The organism is Caballeronia concitans, assembly GCF_001544615.1.
GTDB lineage: Bacteria > Pseudomonadota > Gammaproteobacteria > Burkholderiales > Burkholderiaceae > Caballeronia > Caballeronia concitans.
In genome coordinates this window covers 69,867-93,365 of sequence record NZ_FCNV02000016.1, presented here as the reverse complement: position 1 = coordinate 93,365, position 23,499 = coordinate 69,867, and the positions used below count along the sequence as shown (strand labels likewise).

Annotated in this window: 17 protein-coding genes; 10 read left to right on the top strand and 7 right to left on the bottom strand. The window is 59.7% G+C overall.

Annotated features, from left to right (window positions below; translation table 11 throughout):
• The first annotated feature begins 356 nt into the window (after positions 1 to 356).
• Genes AWB72_RS25745 through AWB72_RS25730 form a run of 4 tightly spaced genes read left to right on the top strand, consistent with a single transcriptional unit; the run spans position 357 to position 13,007 of the window.
• Positions 357 to 5,471 carry a DEAD/DEAH box helicase family protein gene (locus tag AWB72_RS25745; RefSeq protein WP_087128908.1) on the top strand — a complete coding sequence of 1,705 codons (5,115 nt, stop codon included), beginning with the start codon at positions 357 to 359 and terminating at the stop codon, positions 5,469 to 5,471.
• The gene (locus tag AWB72_RS25740; protein ID WP_167550980.1) at positions 5,468 to 8,266 is read left to right on the top strand and encodes a DEAD/DEAH box helicase; all 2,799 of its coding nucleotides are present in this window, start codon (positions 5,468 to 5,470) and stop codon (positions 8,264 to 8,266) included. Before AWB72_RS25745 ends, AWB72_RS25740 begins: the two co-directional genes overlap by 4 nt.
• The gene (locus AWB72_RS25735) at positions 8,266 to 12,219 is read left to right on the top strand and encodes an Eco57I restriction-modification methylase domain-containing protein (protein WP_087128906.1); all 3,954 of its coding nucleotides are present in this window, start codon (positions 8,266 to 8,268) and stop codon (positions 12,217 to 12,219) included. Before AWB72_RS25740 ends, AWB72_RS25735 begins: the two co-directional genes overlap by 1 nt.
• Positions 12,220 to 12,269: 50 nt before the next feature.
• Positions 12,270 to 13,007, top strand: a complete 738-nt coding sequence (locus tag AWB72_RS25730) for an HNH endonuclease (protein WP_208863188.1) — start codon at positions 12,270 to 12,272, stop codon at positions 13,005 to 13,007.
• 705 nt (positions 13,008 to 13,712) lie between these two features.
• Here the strand turns inward: AWB72_RS25730 and AWB72_RS25725 are convergent.
• Positions 13,713 to 13,916, bottom strand: coding sequence for a hypothetical protein (locus tag AWB72_RS25725; protein ID WP_087128905.1), 204 nt, complete (start codon positions 13,914 to 13,916; stop codon positions 13,713 to 13,715).
• Between the two features lie 505 nt (positions 13,917 to 14,421).
• Here AWB72_RS25725 and AWB72_RS25720 point away from each other — a divergent pair.
• The 5 genes from AWB72_RS25720 to AWB72_RS25705 all read left to right on the top strand — a co-directional run bounded on the left by AWB72_RS25720 (position 14,422) and on the right by AWB72_RS25705 (position 17,186).
• The gene (locus AWB72_RS25720) at positions 14,422 to 14,784 is read left to right on the top strand and encodes a helix-turn-helix domain-containing protein (protein ID WP_087128903.1); all 363 of its coding nucleotides are present in this window, start codon (positions 14,422 to 14,424) and stop codon (positions 14,782 to 14,784) included.
• A 133-nt stretch (positions 14,785 to 14,917) separates the two neighbouring features.
• Entirely contained in the window at positions 14,918 to 15,277 is a 360-nt protein-coding gene (locus tag AWB72_RS25715; protein ID WP_159459409.1) for an ImmA/IrrE family metallo-endopeptidase, read from the top strand.
• A gap of 167 nt (positions 15,278 to 15,444) precedes the next feature.
• Positions 15,445 to 15,570 (top strand): hypothetical protein, encoded by a 126-nt coding sequence (locus AWB72_RS29725; RefSeq protein ID WP_280174607.1) that lies wholly within the window; start codon positions 15,445 to 15,447, stop codon positions 15,568 to 15,570.
• A 21-nt stretch (positions 15,571 to 15,591) separates the two neighbouring features.
• Positions 15,592 to 15,855 (top strand): DUF2188 domain-containing protein, encoded by a 264-nt coding sequence (locus AWB72_RS25710; RefSeq protein WP_244285751.1) that lies wholly within the window; start codon positions 15,592 to 15,594, stop codon positions 15,853 to 15,855.
• A gap of 1,058 nt (positions 15,856 to 16,913) precedes the next feature.
• The gene (locus tag AWB72_RS25705; protein WP_087128945.1) at positions 16,914 to 17,186 is read left to right on the top strand and encodes a hypothetical protein; all 273 of its coding nucleotides are present in this window, start codon (positions 16,914 to 16,916) and stop codon (positions 17,184 to 17,186) included.
• A gap of 1,492 nt (positions 17,187 to 18,678) precedes the next feature.
• On the opposite strand, the gene AWB72_RS29000 is transcribed toward AWB72_RS25705, so the two are convergent.
• From AWB72_RS29000 to vapB, 3 genes are all read right to left on the bottom strand, one after another.
• Positions 18,679 to 18,930: a hypothetical protein gene (locus tag AWB72_RS29000; RefSeq protein WP_159459408.1), complete on the bottom strand. Its 252-nt coding sequence runs from the start codon at positions 18,928 to 18,930 to the stop codon at positions 18,679 to 18,681.
• A gap of 156 nt (positions 18,931 to 19,086) precedes the next feature.
• Positions 19,087 to 19,503 carry a type II toxin-antitoxin system VapC family toxin gene (locus AWB72_RS25685; RefSeq protein ID WP_087128897.1) on the bottom strand — a complete coding sequence of 139 codons (417 nt, stop codon included), beginning with the start codon at positions 19,501 to 19,503 and terminating at the stop codon, positions 19,087 to 19,089.
• Positions 19,500 to 19,763, bottom strand: a complete 264-nt coding sequence (gene vapB, locus AWB72_RS25680; protein ID WP_087128943.1) for a type II toxin-antitoxin system VapB family antitoxin — start codon at positions 19,761 to 19,763, stop codon at positions 19,500 to 19,502. The genes AWB72_RS25685 and vapB overlap by 4 nt, the downstream gene beginning before the upstream one ends.
• A 162-nt stretch (positions 19,764 to 19,925) precedes the next feature.
• On the opposite strand from vapB, the gene AWB72_RS25675 reads away from it, so the two are divergent.
• Entirely contained in the window at positions 19,926 to 20,141 is a 216-nt protein-coding gene (locus AWB72_RS25675) for an HNH endonuclease signature motif containing protein (protein ID WP_159459407.1), read from the top strand.
• 261 nt (positions 20,142 to 20,402) lie between these two features.
• On the opposite strand, the gene AWB72_RS25670 is transcribed toward AWB72_RS25675, so the two are convergent.
• From AWB72_RS25670 to AWB72_RS25660, 3 genes are read right to left on the bottom strand one after another with little or no spacing between them, the layout of a single operon-like run.
• Complete coding sequence (locus AWB72_RS25670) at positions 20,403 to 21,479, bottom strand: MBL fold metallo-hydrolase (protein ID WP_244285750.1); 1,077 nt, start codon at positions 21,477 to 21,479, stop codon at positions 20,403 to 20,405.
• A complete protein-coding gene (dmpG, locus tag AWB72_RS25665; RefSeq protein ID WP_087128892.1) occupies positions 21,434 to 22,498 on the bottom strand; it encodes a 4-hydroxy-2-oxovalerate aldolase in 1,065 nt (354 codons plus the stop codon). The genes AWB72_RS25670 and dmpG overlap by 46 nt, the downstream gene beginning before the upstream one ends.
• Positions 22,495 to 23,457, bottom strand: coding sequence for an acetaldehyde dehydrogenase (acetylating) (locus tag AWB72_RS25660; protein WP_087128891.1), 963 nt, complete (start codon positions 23,455 to 23,457; stop codon positions 22,495 to 22,497). Before AWB72_RS25660 ends, dmpG begins: the two co-directional genes overlap by 4 nt.
• Positions 23,458 to 23,499 lie beyond the last annotated feature (42 nt).

Here is a 23,499-nt window from a genome sequence, read left to right as displayed (position 1 = left end):
CGGTTCATTTGTGCGTCTGGTCCAATCGCGAAACGGGAATGCCGATGAAACCGAAATTTCGAACGTGACAAGATGATCAGGCAGTTACCGATGGCTTTTTAGAAAAAGCGAAAACTAACGTTTCGCGCTATGCGAGCCCGACTTGCCGGGCTAACATTCCGATCCAATTTCAGTGTGTTGACTGCGCATGAACCAGGGATTGGCCAGTGCATGCCCGCGCCCACAGCCGATTGATACCTCGTTTGTTCTGTCGACAGTTCCTTGGGTATTCGGCGCGTCTCACTCCATATGCTGTTTTAAGCTCCACTCTGGCTGCGCAACATTTTTCATGGGATGCCATGATCAGGGGAAAGTAGATGAACGTTTTTGACCTCGATGCGGACCTACTGAGCCGTTACGAAGCATTCGCTCGCTCCTTCACTATGATCCGAGCACAAGACATCCGCACTCAGGTCGAGGCGATCTACCGCAGCGGGAAGTTCTGGCCTGAGCCGCTGATTGGGGTGAATCCGCATTTCGAGCGCGGCCGTGCGCTGGTGGATCTGGCGCAGGAAGGCGTGATCGACACAGACTTGCCGAACATTTTTGCGTTCGGCGCGGAACGATCGGCAATAAGCCTGCATTGCCACCAGGACCAATCGCTATCGAAGGCGCTGCAGAATCGTAACTACATCGTCACTACCGGCACCGGCTCTGGCAAGTCGCTGTGCTTCTTTGTGCCGATCATCGATCGCATTCTTAAGGCTAAGCGCGCGGGTGCTGTGCAGCGCACACGCGCGATCGTGATCTATCCGATGAACGCGCTGGCCAATTCCCAGCGCGAAGAGCTGGAGAAATTCATCGAGGACTGTGGCATCGACCCGCATCTGAAGCCGACGTTCGAACGCTACACCGGCCAGGAGAGCGACGGCGAACGTAAGCGCATTGCGGCTGCCAAGCCCGACATTATTCTGACCAACTTTATGATGCTCGAACTGCTGATGACCCGGCAGGACGGTCTCGACCAAGAAGTCGTCACCAACATGGAAGGGCTGGAGTTCTTGGTGTTGGACGAACTGCATACCTATCGTGGGCGGCAGGGGGCCGACGTCGCAATGTTGGTGCGGCGCGTGCGCGAGCGTCTAGGCGCGCACGGCATGTTGTGCATCGGCACGTCGGCAACGATGGCCTCAGGCGACGAGGATGCTGGGCGCAGGGCGGTCGCGAACGTAGGCACTACGCTGTTCGGCAGCCCGGTTCATGAGGATGACGTAATTACTGAGAGCCTGTCGCGATGCACTGAGGGAGTTTGCCGGCCAGACGCGCTTAAGGCGGTGGTGCTTCAGCCCGAGGTGGTCCCAACGAGCCACGAAGCGTTCCGCCGCGATCCGCTAGCGGTGTGGATCGAGATGAACATTGGCCTCGACGAGGAGGAAGCCCGCCGCCGTCGCAAGCCGCAGACGCTAACTGATGCGGCGGCGACGTTGGCGAGCCACACTGGCCTCGACACCGCGCTCTGCCGCAAGGCGCTGGAAGTGCGCCTCGTCGCTATGAGCGAGTGCAAGGACGAGCGCGGCCAAGCGTTCATGGCTTTCAAGCTGCACCGCTTTCTCTCAGGGGCGGGGCATGCCCATGCCACGCTCCAGCCGTCTGGAACCCGCCGCGTCGCGCTGGCGGCAGAGAAATACGACCGCGAAGATCGCGAGGCGCGCCTCTACCCGGTCTTCTTCTGTCGGGAGTGCGGGCATGAGGCGCACTCGGTCTCGATCGACGACGACGGCACGGTGGTCGCTCGCCCCATCGACCAGACTGCGATCGACGGGATCGATAGCAAAGGATGGCAACACGGCTTCTTGGTGCCTGACGCCGACGGTGCGCTCGCCTTCACCGGCAATGCAGAAGATTATCCGGACGACTGGCTGGAGCTGACCAAGTCCGGCGATCCGCGCCTCAAATCCAATCATCGCGGCAAGCACGACGGGCGGTTAATGATGCTCGGCGCGGACGGACGCGGCGATATGGACGGGGTCCGTGCTTGGTTCTTTCCGGGCAGGTTCCGCTTCTGCCCGCATTGCCGCAACCAGCCTCCGCCGCAGGCACGTGACATTAACAAGCTGGCGGGCCTCTCAGCAGAAGGACGCAGTTCGGCCACCACCCTCATCACCACCGCCGCACTCGACTGGATGGAGCGTGGGCAAGTTCCCGTCGACAAGGCGCGGCGTAAGCTACTTGGTTTTACCGACAACCGGCAGGACGCTGCGCTCCAGTCTGGGCATTTCAACGATTTCATCTTCGTCACCCTGCTTCGCGGGGCGATGCTGCGCGCGGTGCGCGCTGCAGGTGACGAGGGACTGGGGCACGAGCAGTTCGGCGATGCGCTACGCAGAGCGCTCGGCTTCAATCCCGAGGACAAGGGCCGTCGCTCGGCTTGGATGCTAGACGAGAACCCTAAGGGCTTCGCCGCGCTCGACGAGGCGAAAACGTCGATTAACCGCGTTCTCGCCCATCGCCTGTGGAATGACCTGCGGCGGGGATGGCGTTTCACCAATCCCAACCTCAATCAGCTCGACCTCATCCGCGTCGACTATCCCGGCGTCACGCAATTGGCGGAGGACGAGGAGAGCTGTGGCGGTATGGATCAGGAGAGCCTGACAGACGTGCAGCGCCGGGGCTTCGCGATTTTTTCGGTAATCTCAGCAGAGAGACGCCGAGCGATGTTCCGCGACCTTTTCGACACCATGCGCCAGGGTTTGGCAGTGGCCGTTGATGCGCTCGATCCGGTAGAGCTGGAACAGGTCGGCCAGAAGTCGCGAAGTGTGCTCAAAGATCCCTGGGCGATCAGCGCCGAGGAGCAGTACAAGGACCTGAATTTCCTGAACACGCTGGTCATCGGTGTGCACGCTGGAAAGCATGACCGTGTGTTGCGAGTCTCGGGCCGAAGCGGGCTGGCGCGCAGGTTGGTCAAGACGGCAGGCGTGAACATTCCCCTTGCCGACCGCGAGCTATTGCTGGAGGCAATGCTGGCGGCGGCCGCGAAACATCAGATGGTGCGCCAGTTCTCGGTGGGACCACTGACGGGCTGGCGGCTTGCGCCCGGTGCGGTGCGGCTCCGGCCGGGCGAGGGCAAGCCGGAGAATGACCGGGGCAACGTGTTCTTTGCGGGCCTCTATTCTGACGTCGCAGCGCGGCTTGGCACGCCTGGCGATCTGCCTATGGCCTTTGAGGCGCGAGAACATACCGCGCAGGTCGACGCGCTCTTGCGCGAGCTGCGTGAGTGCCGCTTCCGCTTCGGAGCGAACGACAAGGTCCGTATGGCCGAGATGGCCGGCGAGCCCCGCGTTATCAACGAGAAGCGCGATTTCCTGCCTTTGCTTTATTGCTCGCCGACGATGGAGCTGGGCGTCGACATCTCGCAGCTCAATGTTGTCTATATGCGCAATGCTCCGCCGACGCCCGCCAATTACGCTCAGCGAGCGGGCCGCGCCGGACGTAGCGGGCAAGCAGCACTAGTCGTCACTTATTGCGCGGCACAAAGCCCCCATGACCAATATTATTTTGAGCGGCGAATCGATCTCGTCGCTGGGATAGTCAAAGCGCCGGCGATAGACCTCGTCAATGCCGACCTGCTTTCTGCCCACGTCCATGCGGAGTGGCTGGCAGCGGCGAGGGAGTCGTTAGGCAAGTCGATTCCAGACAACCTCGACATGGACGCCGAGGGCCTGCCGGTGAAACCGGCCATCCTCGCCGCCTTTGCGACAGCGACGGCGGACACGGCGGTGGAAGCGCGCGCGGGGCGCATTGTCGCCTCGGCCCTGCCTGCCGCAGGCGCGCCACAGATCGGCGATCCCGTTGAGTTCGTCGCCGGCTTGTGGCGCAAAAGTACAAAGGAATTCAACAGCGCCTTCCGTCGCTGGCGCGAACTCTATCGTTCCGCCTGTCAGGATCGAGACGAAGCGCATCGCATCGGCCAGCGTACCGGGCTCGGCGCACAGGAACGGCGCGAAGCACGAGCGCGTTACGTGGGCGCAGATAAGCAGGTGGAACTGCTAGCGACAGGCGTGTCCTCACAAAGCTCGGACTTCTATGTTTACCGGTATCTGGCGACCGAAGGCTTCTTACCGGGTTACAACTTCCCGCGCCTCCCGCTTTACGCCTTCATCGATGCTGACAAATCCTCCACCGTGCTGCAGCGTCCGCGCTTCCTAGCGATTGCAGAGTTCGGGCCTAACAGCCTCGTCTACCATGAGGGCAAGGCCTACCGTTGCAATCGAGCCAAGCTGCCTGCTGGCTCGCGCACCGAGGGCAACATGCTGGTCACGCGCACCATGAAGTGCTGCCAGTCCTGCGGCGCTGCGCACGAGAGCGAGACCCAGGAACGCTGCGTGGTCTGCAACGATGTACTGACTGATGAAGGGAGGCTTTCGAAGCTTTACCGCATCGAGAACGTTGATGCCGTGCCGGGGGCGCGGATCACCGCCAACGACGAGGACCGCCAGCGGCGTGGCTTCGACTTGCGCACGATCTTCGAATGGAATCCCCGGCGGCAGGAAGACCTGCTTCTACAGGCCGACGCAAGCCCGCTGGCGGCCCTGTGCTATGGCCCGCAGACGAAGCTCTCACGCGTCAATCTGGGTCTGCGGCGGCGCAAGAAGAAGGAGAATACGGGCTTCGACATCGATACGCTGACTGGTCGCTGGCTCAAGGATCCTGATGCAGACGATGACCAGGACGAAGATCCCAAGGCCGCTCGCCGCCAGTCCGTTGTGCCCGTGGTGGAGGACACCAAGAACGCCTTGCTAGTGCGCTTCGACAAAAGCCTTGGCCTTTCCACCGCGCAAATGGCAACGCTCCAGCACGCGCTGATCCGTGCCATCGAGGCCGAGCACGTGCTCGAAACCGGCGAACTGCTTGGCGAGCCGCTGCCGACCCGCGAGGATCGCAAGGCGATCTTGCTTTATGAGGCGACCGAGGGGGGCGCGGGCGTGCTAAAGCGGCTGATGGACGGCCCGGAACGCTGGCAGCGCATCGCCGAAGTGGCGCTAGATCTGATGCACCTTGCGCGGGATGAGGATGGTCACTTGCACGATACCGATGATGCCTGCGTCGCCGGGTGCTACCGCTGCTTGTTGTCCTACTACAACCAGCCCGACCACGAGATGATCGACCGTGAGGACGAAAAGGTGCGCGACGTGATTGAGCGCATGGCTCGCTGCGAGCGCGACCGTCCGGCCGACGCTGCCGCGACAGGCGACGATCCGTGGGTGGCGGCGCTTGCTCTCTGGAACGCGCCCGCGCCTCGATCTGAGATCGTCGCCGCCGTCGCCTGGCCGCTGTGCTGGCCGGAATTGCTGGTCATGGCCGTCGCCGGGACCCCGCCGCCCGAACTTGTCGCCCGCTGCGCGGCGATCGGGCGGGACCTCATTGAACTGCCGGAACTGCCCGGCGAGACCATGCCGCCCGCCTTGGCGGCGGCGCTTGGAGTGCCCGCATGAATGCCGTTTTCTCGACCGGACAGTTTCAAACCGGCGATCTCGTTAAGGCCCGCGATCGTGAGTGGATTGTGCTTGGAAAGCCGGGCGATGGGCTAATGCGGGTGCGCCCGCTGTCCGGTTCGGAGGAGGATGCCATCGTCATTGCCACTGCGCTTGAGCGAACGCCAGTTCAGCCCGCGACCTTCGACCCGCCGCGTTCCGACCAGCTCGACACGCAGGACGCGGCGCGAATGCTGGCCGACGCACTGCGTCTTTCGCTGCGTCGCGGGGCGGGGCCGTTCCGCAGCGCTGCGCATCTCGGCGTTGAGCCGCGTGCCTACCAGTTGGTACCGTTGCTCATGGCGATGCGCCTCGACGTGAAGCGCCTGCTGATTGCTGACGACGTAGGCATCGGCAAGACTATCGAGGCAGGCATGATCCTGCGCGAGATGCTTGACCGTGGCGAGATCGACCGCTTCACCGTTCTATGCCCGCCGCACCTCGTCGATCAGTGGGTGGGTGAACTAGCCGAGAAGTTCGACATAGACGCCGTTGCTCTCACCTCCGGCCGTGCTCGTTCGCTGGAGCGTGGCCTTGCGCCAGGCGACACCATCTTCGCTGTGCATCCCTTCACCGTTGTTAGCCTCGACTACATCAAGGCTGATAGCCGCCGCGCCAGTTTCGCTCAGACTTGCCCTGAATTCGTCATTGTCGACGAGGCTCATACTTGCGTAGGCGGCAACGAGAATGGCACGCACCAGCGATTCGCCTTGCTCGAAGCGCTGGCTGAGAAGACCGGACGGCACATGCTGTTGCTTACCGCCACCCCACACAGCGGCAACCAGGATGCCTATGCGCGCCTGCTTAGCCTGTTGCATTCCGATCTTACTGGCGGTCCGGATTCGCCCGATGCCAACGCCGTCGAACGCTACCGTCGGCGCCTCGCGCAGCACTTCGTTCAGCGCCGCCGCCCCGACATCGCTGACAAGTGGGGGGAGACTCGCGCCTTTGCCACCCGGATGAAGAAGGACGCGCCGTATACACTCGCTGGCGACTTCCAGAACTTCCAAGAGGACGTGCTGGATTACTGTGTCGGCGTCGCCTCTCGCGTCGATGGCGAGAAGGCCCGTCGTCTGGCTTTCTGGGGCACCCTAGCGTTGATGCGTTGCGTCGGTTCTTCACCCGCCGCCGCGCTCAGCGCGCTGCGCAACCGGCTCGGTGGCATGGCCCAAAAGGACGCGCTCGAACCGATCATTTTCGACAGTGATGAGGGCGATTTCGCCGACACTGACCTCGAACCCGCTACCGCCCTCGATGCCGAGGAAGCGGCCGAACTGCGTGACTTGATCGCCAAGGCCGAAAGGCTGGTTGCCAGCTTCGAGAAGGACCCCAAGCTGCGCGAGCTGATTAGTTGGATTACCAACCTTACGAAGGAGAAGGGCGCACGCCCAGTCGTCTTCTGTCGCTTCATTAACACGGCCGAGGCTATCGGCACCGCACTGCAGGCGGTGTTTAAGAAGCACAAAGTCGAGGTCGTCACCGGCCGCCTCACGCCCGAGGAACGCCGCCTGCGCGTCGAAGCACTGGAGGACCACCCCGACCGCATTCTCGTCGCTACCGACTGCCTGTCGGAGGGCATCAACCTGCAGCGGCTGTTCAACGCCGTGGTCCACTACGACCTCAACTGGAATCCCACCCGCCACCAGCAGCGCGACGGGCGCGTCGACCGCTTCGGCCAGCAGGCGACGGAAGTTTGGTCGCTGATGATGTTCGGCGAGAACTCGATTATTGACGGCGCCGTCATCAAGGTTATCAAGAATAAGATGGAGCGCATCCAGAAAGAAACCGGCGTCGTCGTCCCGGTGCCCGAGGATTCCGCCAGTGTCTCCAACGCGCTGATGCAGGCCATGCTTCTCCATTCCAGCAGGCCACGCGCGCAAGGTATGTTCGACTTCGGTGACGCGGCCACGAAGCTCGACGACAAATGGAAGAACGCCGAGGAGGACGCCCGCCGCAGCCAGACGCGCTATTCTCAGTCCGCGCTCAAGCCCGAGGAAGTTCTCCCCGAATGGCATCGTCTGCGCGCCCTGCTCGGCGGGCCGGAGGAAGTGAGCCGCTTCACCCGCCGCGCGCTGCGGCGCATCGATACTCCACTCGGCGAGCAGGGCGCGCACTGGCGCGTCCACTTCGACGACATGCCTCAGCGGTTGCGCGAGCGGCTCGCGGCGCGCAGGCTCACCGGCAGCCGCGCGATCGGCTTCGAGGACAGCCTGCCGCCCGAGGTCGCACATGTCGGCCGTACTCATCCGCTCGTCGCGCTGCTGGCCGAGACGATGGCCGAGGGCGCACTCGATCCCGCCTCGGTGGAGGGCAAGGCCGCGCTCGGCCGCGCGGGGGCTTGGCGCACGCGTGCGGTGGATACGCTCACCACGGTCCTGCTGCTGCGCCTGCGCTTCAAGCTCACCACCAGCGGCCGCCGCACCTTATTGGCCGAGGAAGCCACCGCGCTCGCTTTCGGCCCCGCCGTCACCGAGGCCTTCGTGCTGGGCGCGGATGCACTTGCGCTGTTGGAAGCTGACGCCAGCGGCAATATCGAGCCATCTGTTATCGCCCGCCAGATCAACGCGGCGCTTGCTCGTCTTAATGATTACCAATCCGCCATCGCTGTCTACGCTAGGACGCGTGCAGGCCAACTGTCCGAGGATCACGACCGCGTGAAGGCTGCAACTCGTGGCGAAGGCGCCACCACCGAAGTGGAACCCGTACTGCCCGCCGACGTCATCGGCCTCTATGTCCTCGTGCCGGAGGCGAACTGATGACTCGCCTTTCCCGCGCCGCGGAGCTTGGCCTCGACGCCGTCACCATCGAGGGCGGGTTAATCGCCCCTGAGCAGGTGCAAAAGATCACCGCTGCTCCCGCTACCCCCAAGCTCGCGAGCAGCTATGACTGTCCCCGCGGCACCAACCTGAACGACGAGATCGCGCGCTACTTTCGTATTGGCCAAGCAGTCTGGTCCGACTACGAGCGGATCGAGCATAAGACCGTCACGCACACCGCCCGTTTTGTGCACAACTTGCTTTCGCAGTGCTTTGGGTTCGACGACCTTGCCGGCCCGGTCGAATACACCGATGCCAATCGTCGCTACCGCCTCGCTTGGGAAGCGAAGCAGGGCCGCGTTCCTGTCGTCGTGGCGGCGCCCGCCGCGGGTCGTGAGACGTTCAACCTGGCCGCACTCGAGTTCGGCGACGGTGCAGGTGGTGGCCGTCTCAAACGCAGCCCTGTGTCGTTGCTGCAGGACTGGCTCAACAGTGCCGACCAGGCACTGTGGGGTTTCGTCTTTGCGGGCGACAGGGTGCGCCTAATGCGCGACAACGCCAGCCTCACCCGTCCCGCATGGATTGAGGCAGACCTTGGCGCCATCTTTCGTGAGGAGATGTTCGCCGACTTCACCGCGTGGTGGTTGCTAATCCACGCCACCCGCTTCGGCGCGGCAGGCGCGTCGCCGTCCGACTGCGCCCTGGAGGATTGGCGCGCCGAAGGGCTCAAGCAGGGCGAGACCGCCCGTGCAGACCTTTACAAGAACGTGTGTCAGGCGCTTGCGGAGCTCGGCCAGGGCGCCGTCGAGGCCAACCCGGGATTGCGCGAGACGCTAGCCGACCACGCCGCGCTGACTGCGTTCTTCGAAGAGCTGCTGCGCACCGCCTATCGCCTGATCTTCCTCGCTGTAGCAGAGGACCGCGACCTGCTACATCCCGGTCGCGTCAGCCAGGAGTCGCGCGCTCTCTATCGCGACAGCTATTCATTCGGCTTCTGGCGCGAACGCGCGCGCCGCAGAGTGGCTCGCGACACGCATCACGATGCTTGGGAGGCGATGAAGATCACTCTTTGCAGCCTGGAGCACGGGCAGGAATTGCTTGGACTGCCGGCGCTCGGCGGTCTGTTCTCCGCCGGAGCGACGCCAATGATGAACGGCGCGAAGATCAGCAACCGGCGCTTCTTGACTGCGCTGTTCCACCTGGGCTTCATCACGCGCGGTGGAGCGACGCATCGCATTAACTGGCGCGATCTCAAGACCGAGGAGCTAGGTAGTGTCTATGAAGGCCTGCTGGAGATCACCCCGCAGCTGGGCACCAATGACGTCTTCGACCTCAGCGACAGCGCGCGCGGCAATGCTCGAAAGACCAGCGGAAGTTACTACACGCCCGACAGTCTCGTTGAGATGCTGCTGGACAGCGCACTTGCGCCGGTGCTGCGCAAGGCAGAGGACGAGGCCGACACGCCTGAGCTCAAGGTTGCAGCGATCCTCGATCTCAAGGTGATCGACCCGGCCTGCGGATCTGGCCACTTCCTGCTTGGCGCCGCCCGCCGCATGGCCGACCGCGTGGCGAAGTTGCGCAACGAGGACGCCGGCAAGGAGGAGACGCAGGCGGCCCTCCGCGACGTCGTCGGCCGCTGCATCCACGGAGTCGACCGTAACCCAATGGCGGTCGAACTCGCCAAGGTGGCGCTGTGGATCGAGAGCGTTTCGCCTGGAAAGCCGCTCGGTTTCCTCGACGGCAATATCCGCTGCGGTGACGCGCTGCTCGGGGTGTTCGACCTGGAGGCGTTGGAACAGGGAATCCCTGATGAGGCGTATAAGCCGCTGACCGGGGACAACAAGGACGCAGCGAAATACTACCTACTGGCCAATCGTGACGCCAAGTCCGGGCAAGGCGCGTTCGACTTCGCGGGCGGCGGCGGGGCGATGCCACCGGCCAAGCTGGCGGCCAACCTGAACGTAATCCGAAAGATGCCCGAGGACACCGTGGGCCAGGTGGAAAAGAAGCGCGAAGCCTACGCGGCCTGGCGCCACGACCCGGCGCGCTGGGCTACCCGTGTCGCGTGCGACCTCTACGTCACAGCCTTCCTTTTGCCCAAGACTAAAGTTCCGCCCAGCCACGGCGCGCGGCTGGTTCCGACGACTGCCGACGTGCGCAAACGGCTTGGTGGCGGGCAGGTCTACCCGCAACTGGAGACCGCTGCCGTAGAAATGGCCAAAGCCGCACGCCTGTTGCACTGGCCACTCGCCTTCCCGGACGTGATGATCGAGCGAGGCGGCTTCGACGTGGTGATAGGCAATCCGCCGTGGGAGCGAATCAAGCTTCAGGAGCAGGAGTTCTTTGCCGGCACAGCCGTGGCTGAAGCCGCCAACGCCGCCGCGCGCACCCGCCTTATCCGCAAGTGGGCGGAGGCCGAAGCGGGCAGTTACGAACGCAGTTGGATTGACCGCTTTGAGACCGCCAAGCGCCTTGCCGAGGCCTCGGGTGTGTTTTTCACTTCGCCCAAGGACGAGGACCCGACCAAGCTGCCCTTGGGCGTCAAACCTGCTCCGAGTCGGCGCTATCCCTGGACCGGGCGCGGCGACGTGAACACTTACGCGCTTTTCGCTGAGCACTTCCTGAAGTTAGTACGCAAGGGTGGAAGGGCGGGCGTGATTGTGCCGACCGGGATCGCGACCGACGCGACTACAGCGCCGTTCTTTGGGCATCTGGTGGACGGGCAGTGGCTTGCCGCACTGAACGATTTTGAGAATAGCGCACCGCTTTTTCCCGGTGTCCATCGAAGCTTCAAGTTCTGTCTACTGACCATCGGCACGGGCGTTACGGCGGCGGACTTCGCTTTTTTCCTGACTGATCCCGTGCAGTTGGAGGATGGGCGCCGCCGCTTCACCCTGTCGCCGCAAGAAATCGCCCGGATCAACCCGAACACGAAGACCGCCCCGGTCTTCCGGTCCCGCCGCGACGCAGAACTGACCGCCAGTATTTACAATCGTGTGCCAGTATTGATTGAGGAAAAGCGCAGGGGGGGTAACGCGTGGAACTTGGACTACGCCAGTAAATTTTTCGATATGACTTATGATGCGGGCAGTTTCGTGGATAGGAGTTCCCTTAATGGAAGCGTTCCATCCACTTATGTCCCGTTAATGGAAGCCAAGTATATTCATTTTTTTGACGCTTGCTGGAATGCTTCAGCCGAAGACGGTGATGATCGGGCGTCGGAATCGGAAGTGATCGCCGATTCACGAGAGCCATTTACTCGATACCTAATTGCCAGAGATTTGGTTGAAGCCAAGCTTAAGGAGCGAAATTGGTCTCGTCAGTTCATGATTGGCGTCAGAAAAATTACCAATACGACCAATGAACGGACCATTTTTTCGACATTTATGCCGCTGTCTGGGGCTGGGAACAGTTTGCACGTCCTGTTTCCAAACAGCATCGCCGTGCCGACGACATGTGGATTGATAGGATCACTAAATTCTATAATTGTCGACATGATAGCGAGGAATAAGCTTGGCGGGACGAATCTGAATTGGTTCTACGTCGCACAGCTTCCTATCCTTCCTCCCTCCGCCTACTCGGACGCCGATCTCGCCTTCATCGTCCCGCGCGTGCTGGAGTTGACCTACACCAGCCATTCTATGGCCCCATTTGCGCGGGACCTTGGTTATGCGGGTGCGCCTTTCGCATGGGACGAGGGCCGGCGCGCGCAGTTGCGCGCCGAGCTCGACGCTTGGTATGCGCTCGCCTATGGCCTGATCCGCGACGAGTTGCGCTATGTCCTCGACCCCGCCGACATCATGGGGCCGGACTATCCCAGCGAGACTTTTCGCGTCCTCAAGTCCAACGAGGAGCGCAAATTTGATGAATACCGCACCCGCCGCCTAGTCCTGGCGGCCTACGACGACCTCATCGCGCAGGGGATGCGCCCACGACTAAAGGGTTACCGGTGATCTCTACGAGTTCTCGCCGTCCCACGGCGCATCCGATCCTGCGTACCGAATTGGAGCAGGCCGCGTGGAACCACGGCTATCGCCGGCCCAATGGCGAGGCGGATGGGTGGTTGTGGTTTCGCTCGGACGAGGGGGTGCCCGGCGAGGTGGCGCTTGCTTGCGGAGCGGGCGACGACGGCGCGCCCTGGTTCCTGGCGGTGGAGCATGCCGGGGTTGCGAAAATTCTCGCGTCAGAATTTCCAGCGGCGATCTCCGGTCCGGCCCCGCCGTCTTGCAAAGGCGCGTTCGCGTTCGCGCAGCAAGCTGAAATGCGCCGCGCGCTTAGCCGCGCCTTCCGCCTCGCGCGGAGCCTGCCGACGTTTCCCTTTACGCAGTTCGAGGCTGAAGTCGCGGGCTTGGGAAATACCGAGATCGACCGCATCGTGCGCCAGCGCGTGGGGCAGGATTTGTTCCGCGCCGCGCTCATCGATTACTGGGGCGCCTGTCCGCTCACCGGGGTCAGCGATCCCGCGCTTCTGCGCGCCAGCCACATCGTTCCCTGGGCCGATTGTGCGAGTGATGCGGAACGGCTTGACGTATTCAACGGCTTGCTTCTGTGCGCTCATTGGGACGCCGCTTTCGACGCGGGACTGGTGAGCTTTAGCGATGATGGGGCGGTGCTAGTCAAACCCGGTCTCAGTGCTAAGGCGCAAACAGTTCTAAGCGTTTCCAACGTGCCGCTCCTTTCTCTAGAAGCCCCGCACCGCTTACAAATGGCGCGCCATCGAAAGAGTTTCGGCTTTGAGTAGCCAAAGGTTCCTATGGCACGAGAAAATCAGTGAGTGGCTGTGGGACCCTTAGACAAGAAGTCGATCCCGCTACTAGCGGGGTGTCGAAGCCGACACAAGTTACGCATCCAAATGTTCTTGCTGAATGGAACGGGCAGGGAGATTGTCGGCCAGCTTCGGACAGACCGCGCCCACGGTTCCGTCGAGGGTTTGCTCTAAGGGAGCAGGGGTGAAAACGCTCGCGTGTTCGCCACGCAAACAGGCAAGGTCCACAGACGCCAAGTGACGGTCAACGTGAAACCTTTAACGCGTGGGCCTGTAGCCCTTGGCGGCGTCTTGATCGGGCTCGGTCATGACCCGTCCGCTCGCTGTTGTGCTGCCCTTCGCACGGCTCGCGTGATTTCCGGAGGGCGTCAAGAGGATGGTCGCGAGGGTAACCGTTCCGACAAGCAGGACGCCCAAGGCAAACGCGCCTTTATGGACGATGGACCGCCGGTGCGAGGACGGGACGGAGTCAGGCGGCGGCTCTTGAGATGCCGTCATCCGTGGCAACGTCGCGCTGCAACGCGGGCAGTTTGCGGGACCGAAGCGGGCTTCAGCCCCACATTCGTCGCAGAAAATCGACGGGACGGCGGTCATCGCTTCTCTCAACTATGGCTTCGCGTGATCGCTTGCTCGATGTGGGCTGTGGCGGCTTTAGACGCTGGATCCGTCGAACGCATCCGATTAGTCCGGGTCGCCCATGAAAGCAAGAACGTCGTCAAGGAACTCGGACTCGTATTTCTCGAATTCCGGTGTGCCCACAGGGAAGTCGTTCGGATTGGGCTTGCCTTGCGCTTTCCGCAGGGTGGCGACGGTCAGGCCAATGGATTTGGCCGCGTCGTGCAAAGAAGCGCTGGGCGTGATTTCGAAGGGTTTTTTATCGTTCATGCCGCGCTTAACGGCAGCTGCGCAGAAGACTTTATGGAATCAACCCTCCAAACGCGGGCCATCGTGTCCGGGTCGGGCGGGCCTTCATCTGATGGGAGCTGATAGCCTCCTCTTTTGTTGATCGACATAGAGCAACCTTGGCCTAGGAGGTCGGGAGGCAAGGCCGGGTAAAGAGAAGATGGGCGTGACGGGGGCTGCAAAGGAGAAGGCCGAGCAATTTGGGTCGTCGTCGGGCGAGGTCCGCGATTTCAAGCCGCCTCGTCGTTGGAAAGTGAATTTCCACTATATATAGTGATTTATCGTCTAGAAACACAAGATATTGTGGAGATTCGTTCCGTCGCACGATACAATGCCTCAATCGAACCTAGGCGACGTCGATTCTTTTGGGAGTGGGGCAAAAAATCAACTTATTTGGTTGAATTTTTGCTACTTAACTCTTGCGTTTCACGGCTGCGCGCACTAAAATTGACCCTACTTAAGTTAGGTAACGAGACAGGGGTCAAAGATGGCACTCACCGCATTCGGCAAAGCCGTGCGGAAGGCGCGGGTCGACGCAGGGCAGACGCTTTTGACGATGGCTGAGGAACTAGGCACGACCGCATCGTTCCTCAGCGCGATGGAAACAGGCCGCAAGAAGGTGAGCGATCAATGGGTTTCGAAGATCGAAGCGTTCTTCGAAGACAAGGGGCATCCGATTGCTGAACTTGCGAAGCTTGCAGCAGTATCGAATGAAGTTGTTCCGATTGATGGCCTTCCGCTGCAGCAGCAAATGCTAGTGGCTGGCTTCGCGAAGTCTGAGTTCACGGCCGAAGAACTGAAGGTGGTCGCACAGTTTCTCGAAAAGATTAACAAACGAAAAAAGGCATGAAATGCATGACGCGGGTCTCTTACCCTACCAATTAAGAGGTAATCGTGTGACGCCGTTGGATGCCGATGAAGTGGTACATAGCGCTAATCGTTTCTGCGCTATGTTTCGCATCAATCGGAGAACTCTCGGGAGCATGGCAGGATTTATCGAGCAACTCGCCACGTACCATATCTGTGTCGATTTGATCGAGGATGAGCAGTGGTGGTGGGGAACCGATGCCGTCTGCGACCCGAGCAAGTTCAAGATCGTGCTGCCGGAAGGTCTTTATCGAAGGGCCTGCGCCGGTGAGCGAGATGCAGTGAGCACCTTATTCCACGAGCTTGGCCATCTTGTGCTAGGGCATAAGGCGCTGCTGCACAACGAAAAGAGCGGACGGCCAACGAAAGAAGAAGACGCTGAATGGCAAGCCGATCTTTTTTCTGACCACGTCTTATCGAGACTCGGTTTGCAGCCGATCTGTCAGTTGACGCTCGACTTTTCCGAAGGGCAGTAAAAAGGCCCAACGTTAGCGCGTTGAGCCTTCCGAAAAATGCAAAACTCAACAGATCCCATGAGCTTTGCATCTTGGTTACTACTGTGTGAGAGCAGAAATGATAGTTCCGCGGGCCGGGTACTGTCAACGACCAAGTTCGATGTTGGGGTCGTTTCTGGGAGCATTCGATGCCTCAAAACGAAACTGAACAGGTCATTTATCGAATGACCATCACGGTCAAAGGTCGCGTGATTCGTCGCCCTGACGGCCGTCCGTTTCGCATTGTGCTGCGCGGCAACAAGCAGAAGCAGTAACCGTCGGCACATGACGAAGAAATGAGCGACTCGCGGGAAGCCATCATTGGCTTCCCGCTGTCCGACGAACTTGGAATTGATATGCCAAACAAAATCTTTGTTGAACGTCGCCCTGAAGGCGACTATGCGGTTCGGCGCCCCAACTCGCAACGGGCGAGCGACGTACTTCCGACTCAGCGCGAAGCGATTGAACGTGCGAGAGAGCTCAATAGGGGGCACGACCCGCTCGTCGAGCGCGTTCGTAATACAGACAAAGGAGGTCGTGATAAGTGGCGCAAACCATGACCGTCCTGCTCGCAAGTTTGCGTTTTAATCCATAAGCAGTTATCGCCCTTTTTAGCGACAATCTGTGCGTTTTGGAACGTGCGCAGCCCGGGAACTCGTCCGTCATCGGCTACTTGGAACGCCAGATCGTCTGCGCCGATGACGGCTTCGATAACGAAGCCCAGCGAGCGCTGCGTCCGCGATACTGAGCGCCGCTTGCCGCGAAAGCCCTCAGGCATTACTGAATCTGTCCGAACGGATTGCATACCCGGCTATCCTGTTCTTCATCGCGCACGCCTGATGGTCGTATCACTTAGATTCTGACGATTAACACGAGCTGGTCTGCGAACCGACAACGAGCTGCGCGATCTCCGCTGTCGCGACAACACCGCGAGTATCAAGCGGCGGCGCAGCCAACTGCTTGACATAACGCAGTCGTGTCGCGCGTTGACATGCATCACCATGCGTTTGATGTTTCCCTTCAAAAACATAGCGCCATAGCGCCTGCGTCGGGGCGTTATCTACACGGTTATCCACGTAATCTGTGGATAACTGAACACCTCAGCCTGCGCGCGACCGGGAGCGGGAAGCGGCTCTCCACCGATTCGACAGCGACCTCATCGAATTCCGGAGTCGGCCAGTAGGCGACGCTCGCCAGAGATATCAGCGGACGTTCAATTGACCGCTCTTATCGTGGCAAGAACCATTCCGGTTCGTCCTTGAGCTGACCGCAGGCTCCCTTCAAAAGCATGCTGTTCGCATCCCTGAGGACTTGACATGTCGCTGGCTCGAGTCTCAGCAGACCGCTCGCAATCGCTTTGCGCATGTTTGCAAGACGACGTCGGTGGCAGTTTCCACCAGTTGTCGCGCGAGAAAATCTCGACTCCCACCAGGTGCTCTGCGACATCGCTCTCGAACCCTTCTTGCGTGCAGGTCATTTATCCCTCGTTATTCATTGCGGCGCTGAAGGGCGCCGCTGTTTTGGTTCGCTCGCGCGGCTGGGCAGTTCTCCGGGCGTGCAACTGAGATAGCGCGTATAGTGGTCGCACATGCCGCTCAAGGTGTGCAAGGGAGTGAGCATGGAAAACCAATCGTGTGTGCCCTATCGCGGGTACACCATCGATGTGCGCGTCGTTTCTAGCAAATCGCCGTCGCTTGACGGCCAGCAGGTCCGGTACGCCGTCTCTTGGACGATTCTTTCGTTCGACTCGGGTGCTGCGCCGGTCGTCAGCCTTCCTGAGCAGCTCAATTTCCTGACGCCCGATGACGGATTCCGATATGCGGAACGGCAGGCCAAGAGGTTCATCGACGGGTGCGCCAACGATGAAAGTGCTGGCGCGGCACCAGACTGAACAGTTTTTTTTCGCTATGTCAGGTTCGCTCAGAACTGGGATGTTTCGTTGTCACGCTTCCATCCACTTTGCTCGCCGAATTTCAAATTCTCGGCATAGTGGGTGAGTACGCCCGTTATGCGCGTACTCGCGAGTCGTTTTCGCTCATTCGTGCCTGTGCATCAGTCATTCGACGTCGAAATAGCAGTGGGCTTCTCAAACCGTCATTCCTCGATTCGCAAAACGCGCACAATGAATTTCTTGTTGTGTTTCGCTACCGATGGAATTCCTCATGCCGCGCTTGATTAAGGTTGGAAATCATGAATACCACGTCGTGGTACACCCGCTAGTTGCTGGCGGCTTCGCTTTCACTGTTGTAGATATAGATCTGACAGGGCCCAAGATCACCGAGGCCCGCCACGACAGCGCAGTGATGTTTCCTACCGAAGAGGATGCATACAGCCGCGGCTCAGCCTACGCACGTCGGCGCGCTCGGCTCTATAGACGTTGACTTGTCGCAGTAGCGGTACGGCGCAACCAATGAACCTCCCGGGTAAGTGCTCCAGCAGTTCGCATGGCTATCTAGGACGTTCCTTCATAACTGCACCACCTCAACTACCTGTGCTGCGCTTGGACGGAGGTCGCTTCTTCAAACAGCGAATCGTCAACAAGACGTTTTGAATTCAAGTCACACACGAGTGCTTGGCCGACATTTTTGGTTCTGACGGCTCCGTTAGAAGTGCATAACAAAGCGTTGCATGAATCACCAAAGAATCGTTTTCATCGCAACCCGGAAGATGATGACGGGCACCAATTCGCCGGCTAAAGTCCTACGTGCGGACATCAGGACGTTCTCTGCGGTCGGCGACGATAGCGTCCATCGACGGAGGGAGGTTCCCCCAAAGTTGAACGTCGAAAGGCTGCGCGCGACATGTGTCATGTACGACGTGGCACGGAACGCAGCGGCAGGCGCGGCGGCGTTCTAAAAAAGCGGCCTGGATACCTTCGTCGATGCTCGCCGCCTCGGCGGCAAGATGAGTGGAACCGCTCGGCGTTGCGCCCTTGGAGAAGCCGTAGCGATCTGTCTAGCGACGGCTTCCCGGATCGGTGCGAGTGGCATTGTCGCGAGCGACCGTTCAAGCCTTGGAAGCAGCCGTTCAAATGGCTCCAGTCCAACTGGCGGCAACGGGTCGTTTAGTGCCGGCGGGCGACACACGCCATTCGGCTACGGGCTTGCCCAGATCATAAGTTCAACCGCGTCGTACGAGTACGCTCTTCCTGAAGGGATATGATTTCGCCTAGCGTACAGGGTAGGTATCCAGTGGTGATAACACTGCAAAGTCGCTCGAAGCATCTCCGACCTGACTCGCGGGGACGACATGTCTTCCTTCGTCGAGCGGCCGACTGACGTCAAGCGTCTCATCGATTACATACGAAGTGCAGCGCCCGACGCAGCCAAGATCGACCCGGAACGGATGGGTTTTTCGGCTTTTCGCGCGGCGGCTACACCGGACTAGTGTTGGCCGGCGGTAACCCGGATTTCCAGCACGCCGATATTTCGCCGCAAGGTCCCATTCACGATTGGAAAGCCTACGGCCCAGAGCGCCCACGTCACCACGACATCGAGGGCCAGCCCGGTGGCAATCGCGAACATATAGCGGCTTACGTGAGTCCAGAGCGAGACGCCCGGTGCGGTACGCGCCAACGACAGAAACGTGACCGCCGCGCTCGCCACGAAAATCGTCAGTCCGTGAACCTCACCCACGGTTGTACCGTTGTTTCAGATTGGCGCGATCGCGAATATGTCCACTGCATCGGCGGCACAAATCACAGTCAGCACGATCCAGAGCCGTCGCCATCTGGTCGCTGAGACCCCCTGCTTCAAAATCATCTGGTCTTTTCCAGTGTGAGTCGAGTCCGCTCAACGCGTCCAACTTTCATAGCGAAGATCGCGTACGCGCATAAATTCGCGCACGTTGTTGGTAACGACGATTGCACCGGCGCTGATAGCGTGTCCCGCGATTGCGGAGTCGTTATCGCCTATCGGTGTGCCGAGCTTTGCAAGCTCAACCCGTATTCTTGTCGTCGCATCGACCGCAGCAGAATCCCACGGCAACACGCCATCAAGCCTTGCGACGAAACCAGATACCATCCCTGCAGGCTTTGGCGACGCTTTCTTGCCAATAGAACCGAACCGCATTTCGGCATATGTAATGGCCGATATAACGATGCGCTCCTGAGCGTCAACACATGCTTGCAGACGCTCCAACAGCGCCGTGGGGCGCTCGCGCATGATGAACAAACAGATATCCGTGTCGAGCATGTACAACTGCGTCACTTCCCCGCCTCCGGTGAGCCCTCTTCGGAACCGCTCAAGTCAAACCGGCCAGAGCCGATCACGGCGGGGCGCTCGGCGAGGAAATCTGCATCCGCCAACGGCTCTTGTGCAAACGACGTCCAGTTAGGGCGTGCGGGGCGCAGGATTATCGTGTCGCCTTCGCGGTGAATCTCTAGCTCGGTCACGCCCTCGTACTGCATATCCTTTGGGATACGAACCGCTTGATTGGCGTTGTTTTTGAAGATGGAAACGGTACGCATAGTTACCTCCTTGACGTTCCCTCCATTGTATGCATATGTTTCCATATGTCAATGTAACGCGCGGACATATGCCTGCTATCGGCATGAGCGCCATTCCTGTTTAATCCGGGCTCGAGACTGCCGCTAGCCAGTCATGCCGTCGCGTGGAAAGACAGCACTCACGTGAAGCGGCTTGACGGAAACAACGGTCTCCTGCTCGCTGCCACTATCGACAAGCTCTTCGATCAGTATCTAATCGCCTTCGAACCGTCGACGGGCCAGATGCTTCTTTCTAGGACGCTGGCGCCGGCAGATCGTCAGAAGATGGGGCTGGCTCTCAATATCCGGCAAAGCCTGTCGACTAAGCAGGCTGCTTATCTTGCCCGCCATCGCGAGTGACGAGTCGTCTTATAAGGATAACTAAGGAAAATCGATAAATTCCTTTATGTCAATCGACGAAAGGGTTGCTTTGACGAAAGGTTGCTAACAAATTTCTGAACCCGAAGGCGCTCCTTTTCGGCTCAGTACCGCTGCCGCAGTTTGTCGGCCGGGTGCAGGGCCTGTCGCGATACAACTGGTTGAATTGGGATTAGCTGCTTGTAACGGGCGCGGCGTTTGACGTCACTTATCGGAATTTAGAGTCTTGGAAACCTTTTACTGCTAGAGAATATCCAGAACCTTGTCAACGCTGATGAATCGAAACTCGTACGCACCATTACCCATGCGATGGATGGAACCAGCACATGGGTAGGGAAAGTGCGCGGGAATTATTATGGTTTCAGTGTCGGCGTGGGTTTCGAAGAACGCGCGTCTTGATTGCCGAGACTGCTCAGGATTGACACAGAATCTGGTATTCCAGTCCGGTTGTTCGCATTGAAAAGGGGTGTGGAACAGATCGCCAGAGATGACTGCCCGCCGTCCTTCGCTTTCGATGCAAACTCCGACGTGACCTGGCGTGTGCCCCGGGAGTGGAATCAAGTGAATTGACGAATTGATGACATGTCGATGACCGATGATATCGGCTTGCCCCGCCTCAAACAACGGCAGAATGCTGTCTCCGATGTAGTCTCCCGTGCGTTCGAGTGGCGACTCGGCCGATTCACTCGTCCAGAAATCGAACTCTTCTTTAACGAAAAGGTACCGCGCCTTCGGGAAGGTAGGCCGCCACCTGCCGTCTTCGTAGTACGTGTTGCACCCTACGTGGTCAACGTGCAAATGAGTGGCCAGCACCAGATCAATATCGTCGACGCCGACGCCATCGGCCTCGAGCCGATCCAGCCAGCCGAACCTTGCGTGATTGAACTCGGGCCGCGCTCTTTCCTTGCAGTCCCCGACACACGTATCCACCATCAGCCTTATACTCTCGCTTTCTATCAGGAAAGCCTGTATGGCGATGACTAGCCGCCCGCTGCGCACGTCGTACAACTTGCGATCAGAAGACGCGCGGGATGCCGACATGGATTGCTCCGTTGCGTCAGGATAGATCTCCTGCCATCGCAACAGGGGTGCCACTGATTCAGCGATCACAGTGACTTTGACATCGCCTATTCGAAGTTGATACACGAGCGGCTGATGCTGATGAGAAGCCAATAGACTGTGCATGATGACGCAACGCAAAGGGGGTGGTAGATCAATGCCGCGCTGTGAAGAGGTGGTGAACGTCATTGGCGGCAGAGACGCCGCCACGACAGTCACGCTGCTTCGTTTGCGGACAACGCTTGACGCACTGGTTGCCATGACCTGTTCTTGAGCAGATCCAGTGCGACATCGACGATCATGTCTTCTTGACCGCCCACCATTTTCCGTCTGCCCAGTTCGACCAGAATATCGACGGTCTTCAGGCCGTACTTGTCGGCCGCGAGTTCGGCATGACGCAAGAAGCTGGAATAGACGCCGGCATAGCCGAGCGCAAGCGTTTCGCGATCGACACGTACCGGCCGATCCTGCAGCGGACGGACGAGATCATCAGCAGCGTCCATGAGCCGGTATAGATCGCAGCCGTGATTCCAGCCCTGTCGCTCGGCCGCTGCAATGAAAACTTCTAGTGGCGCGTTGCCTGCGCCGGCGCCCATGCCGGCCAAACTCGCATCGATGCGATCACAGCCCTCCTCCACGGCAACCAGCGAATTCGCGACACCGAGACTTAGATTGTGATGCGCATGCATCCCAGTTTGCGTACTGGCGCTTAGCACATCCTTGAATGCGCGAAATCGATCTCTGACATCGTTCATGCCCAGCGCACCGCCAGAATCGACGACGTACACGCACGTCGCGCCGAAACTTTCCATCAGCTTGGCCTGCTCGGCAAGCTTTTCGGGCGTAGTGATATGGCTCATCATGAGAAAGCCGACCGCGTCCATCCCAAGTTCGCGAGCAAACTCGAGGTGCTGGCGCGATACGTCGGCTTCGGTGCAATGCGTCGCGACGCGTACCACCCGCGCACCTGCATCGAAGGCATGGCGCAGATCGTGAGTGGTGCCGATGCCTGGTATCAGCAGCGTGGCGATTTTCGCAGTATTGACGCTTTCGGCAGCGGCGGCAATCCACTCGACGTCGCTGTGGGCGCCGAATCCATAGTTGAAACTCGATCCTTCGATACCGTCACCGTGGGCGACCTCAATGCTGTCAACCCCGGCATCGTCGAGCGCCGCAGCGATCGACTTCACTTGCGCAATGCTGTATTGATGACGGATTGCGTGGCTGCCATCGCGCAGGGTAACGTCGGAAATGTAGAGTGTTTTGCTAACAGAAGTCATTGCGTCGTCTCCTTGTATCCGCGCGCGATGCCAGCGGCGATCCGGCGCTCTGCCATCATGTCACCACAGGCGAGTGCAGCCGACGTCATAATGTCGAGATTGCCTGCATACGAAGGCAAATAATGCGCTGCGCCTTCCACCTCGAGAAACACCGATGTCTTGAGACCGTGCTTCAATCCAAGCCCCGGTACGTTGAGCGGCGTGTCCGGAGGAATTTCGTCGAACTGCACCGCCTGCTTAAGGCGGTATCCTGGAACGTACATCTGTACCTTGCGCACCATCTCAGTGATGCTTGCCTCAATGACTGCCTTATCGGCTTGTTCGGACAAGACGAAGACGGTGTCACGCATCATCAACGGCGGCTCTGCCGGATTCAGCACGATGATGGCTTTACCGCGTGCCGCACCTCCCAACGCTTCGATCGCAGCGCGTGTCGTTTCTGTGAATTCGTCGATATTTGCGCGCGTGCCTGGCCCTGCCGATCGGCTGGAGATGGATGCAACGATCTCTGCATAGTGGACCTTGACAACACGCGAGACCGCAGCGACGATAGGAATCGTGGCCTGACCGCCGCATGTGACCATATTCATATTTGTCGCGTTCTCGTCTTCGAGATTGATCGCGGGAATTACATACGGGCCGATCGCGGCAGGAGTCAGGTCAATCACCTGGATGCCATGAGCCTGCAATACGTCATTGTGGCGTCTGTGCGCCCCTGCTGACGTCGCATCGAATACGATATCGATTTCCTTGAACACATCGAGTTTCAAGAGACCGTCGATGCCTTCTGCGGTCGTCGCTACATCCATACGTGCCGCACGAGCCAATCCTTCAGACCTCGGGTCGACGCCGACCATCGCAGCCATCTGCAGGTGTCTGCTATTACGCATCACCTTTATCATTAGATCGGTTCCGATGTTGCCAGGCCCAATAATGGCGACTTTTACCTTGTCGTTCATGTGTGACTCCAAATGTGACTGGTCGCAAAAGCAACACAGGGC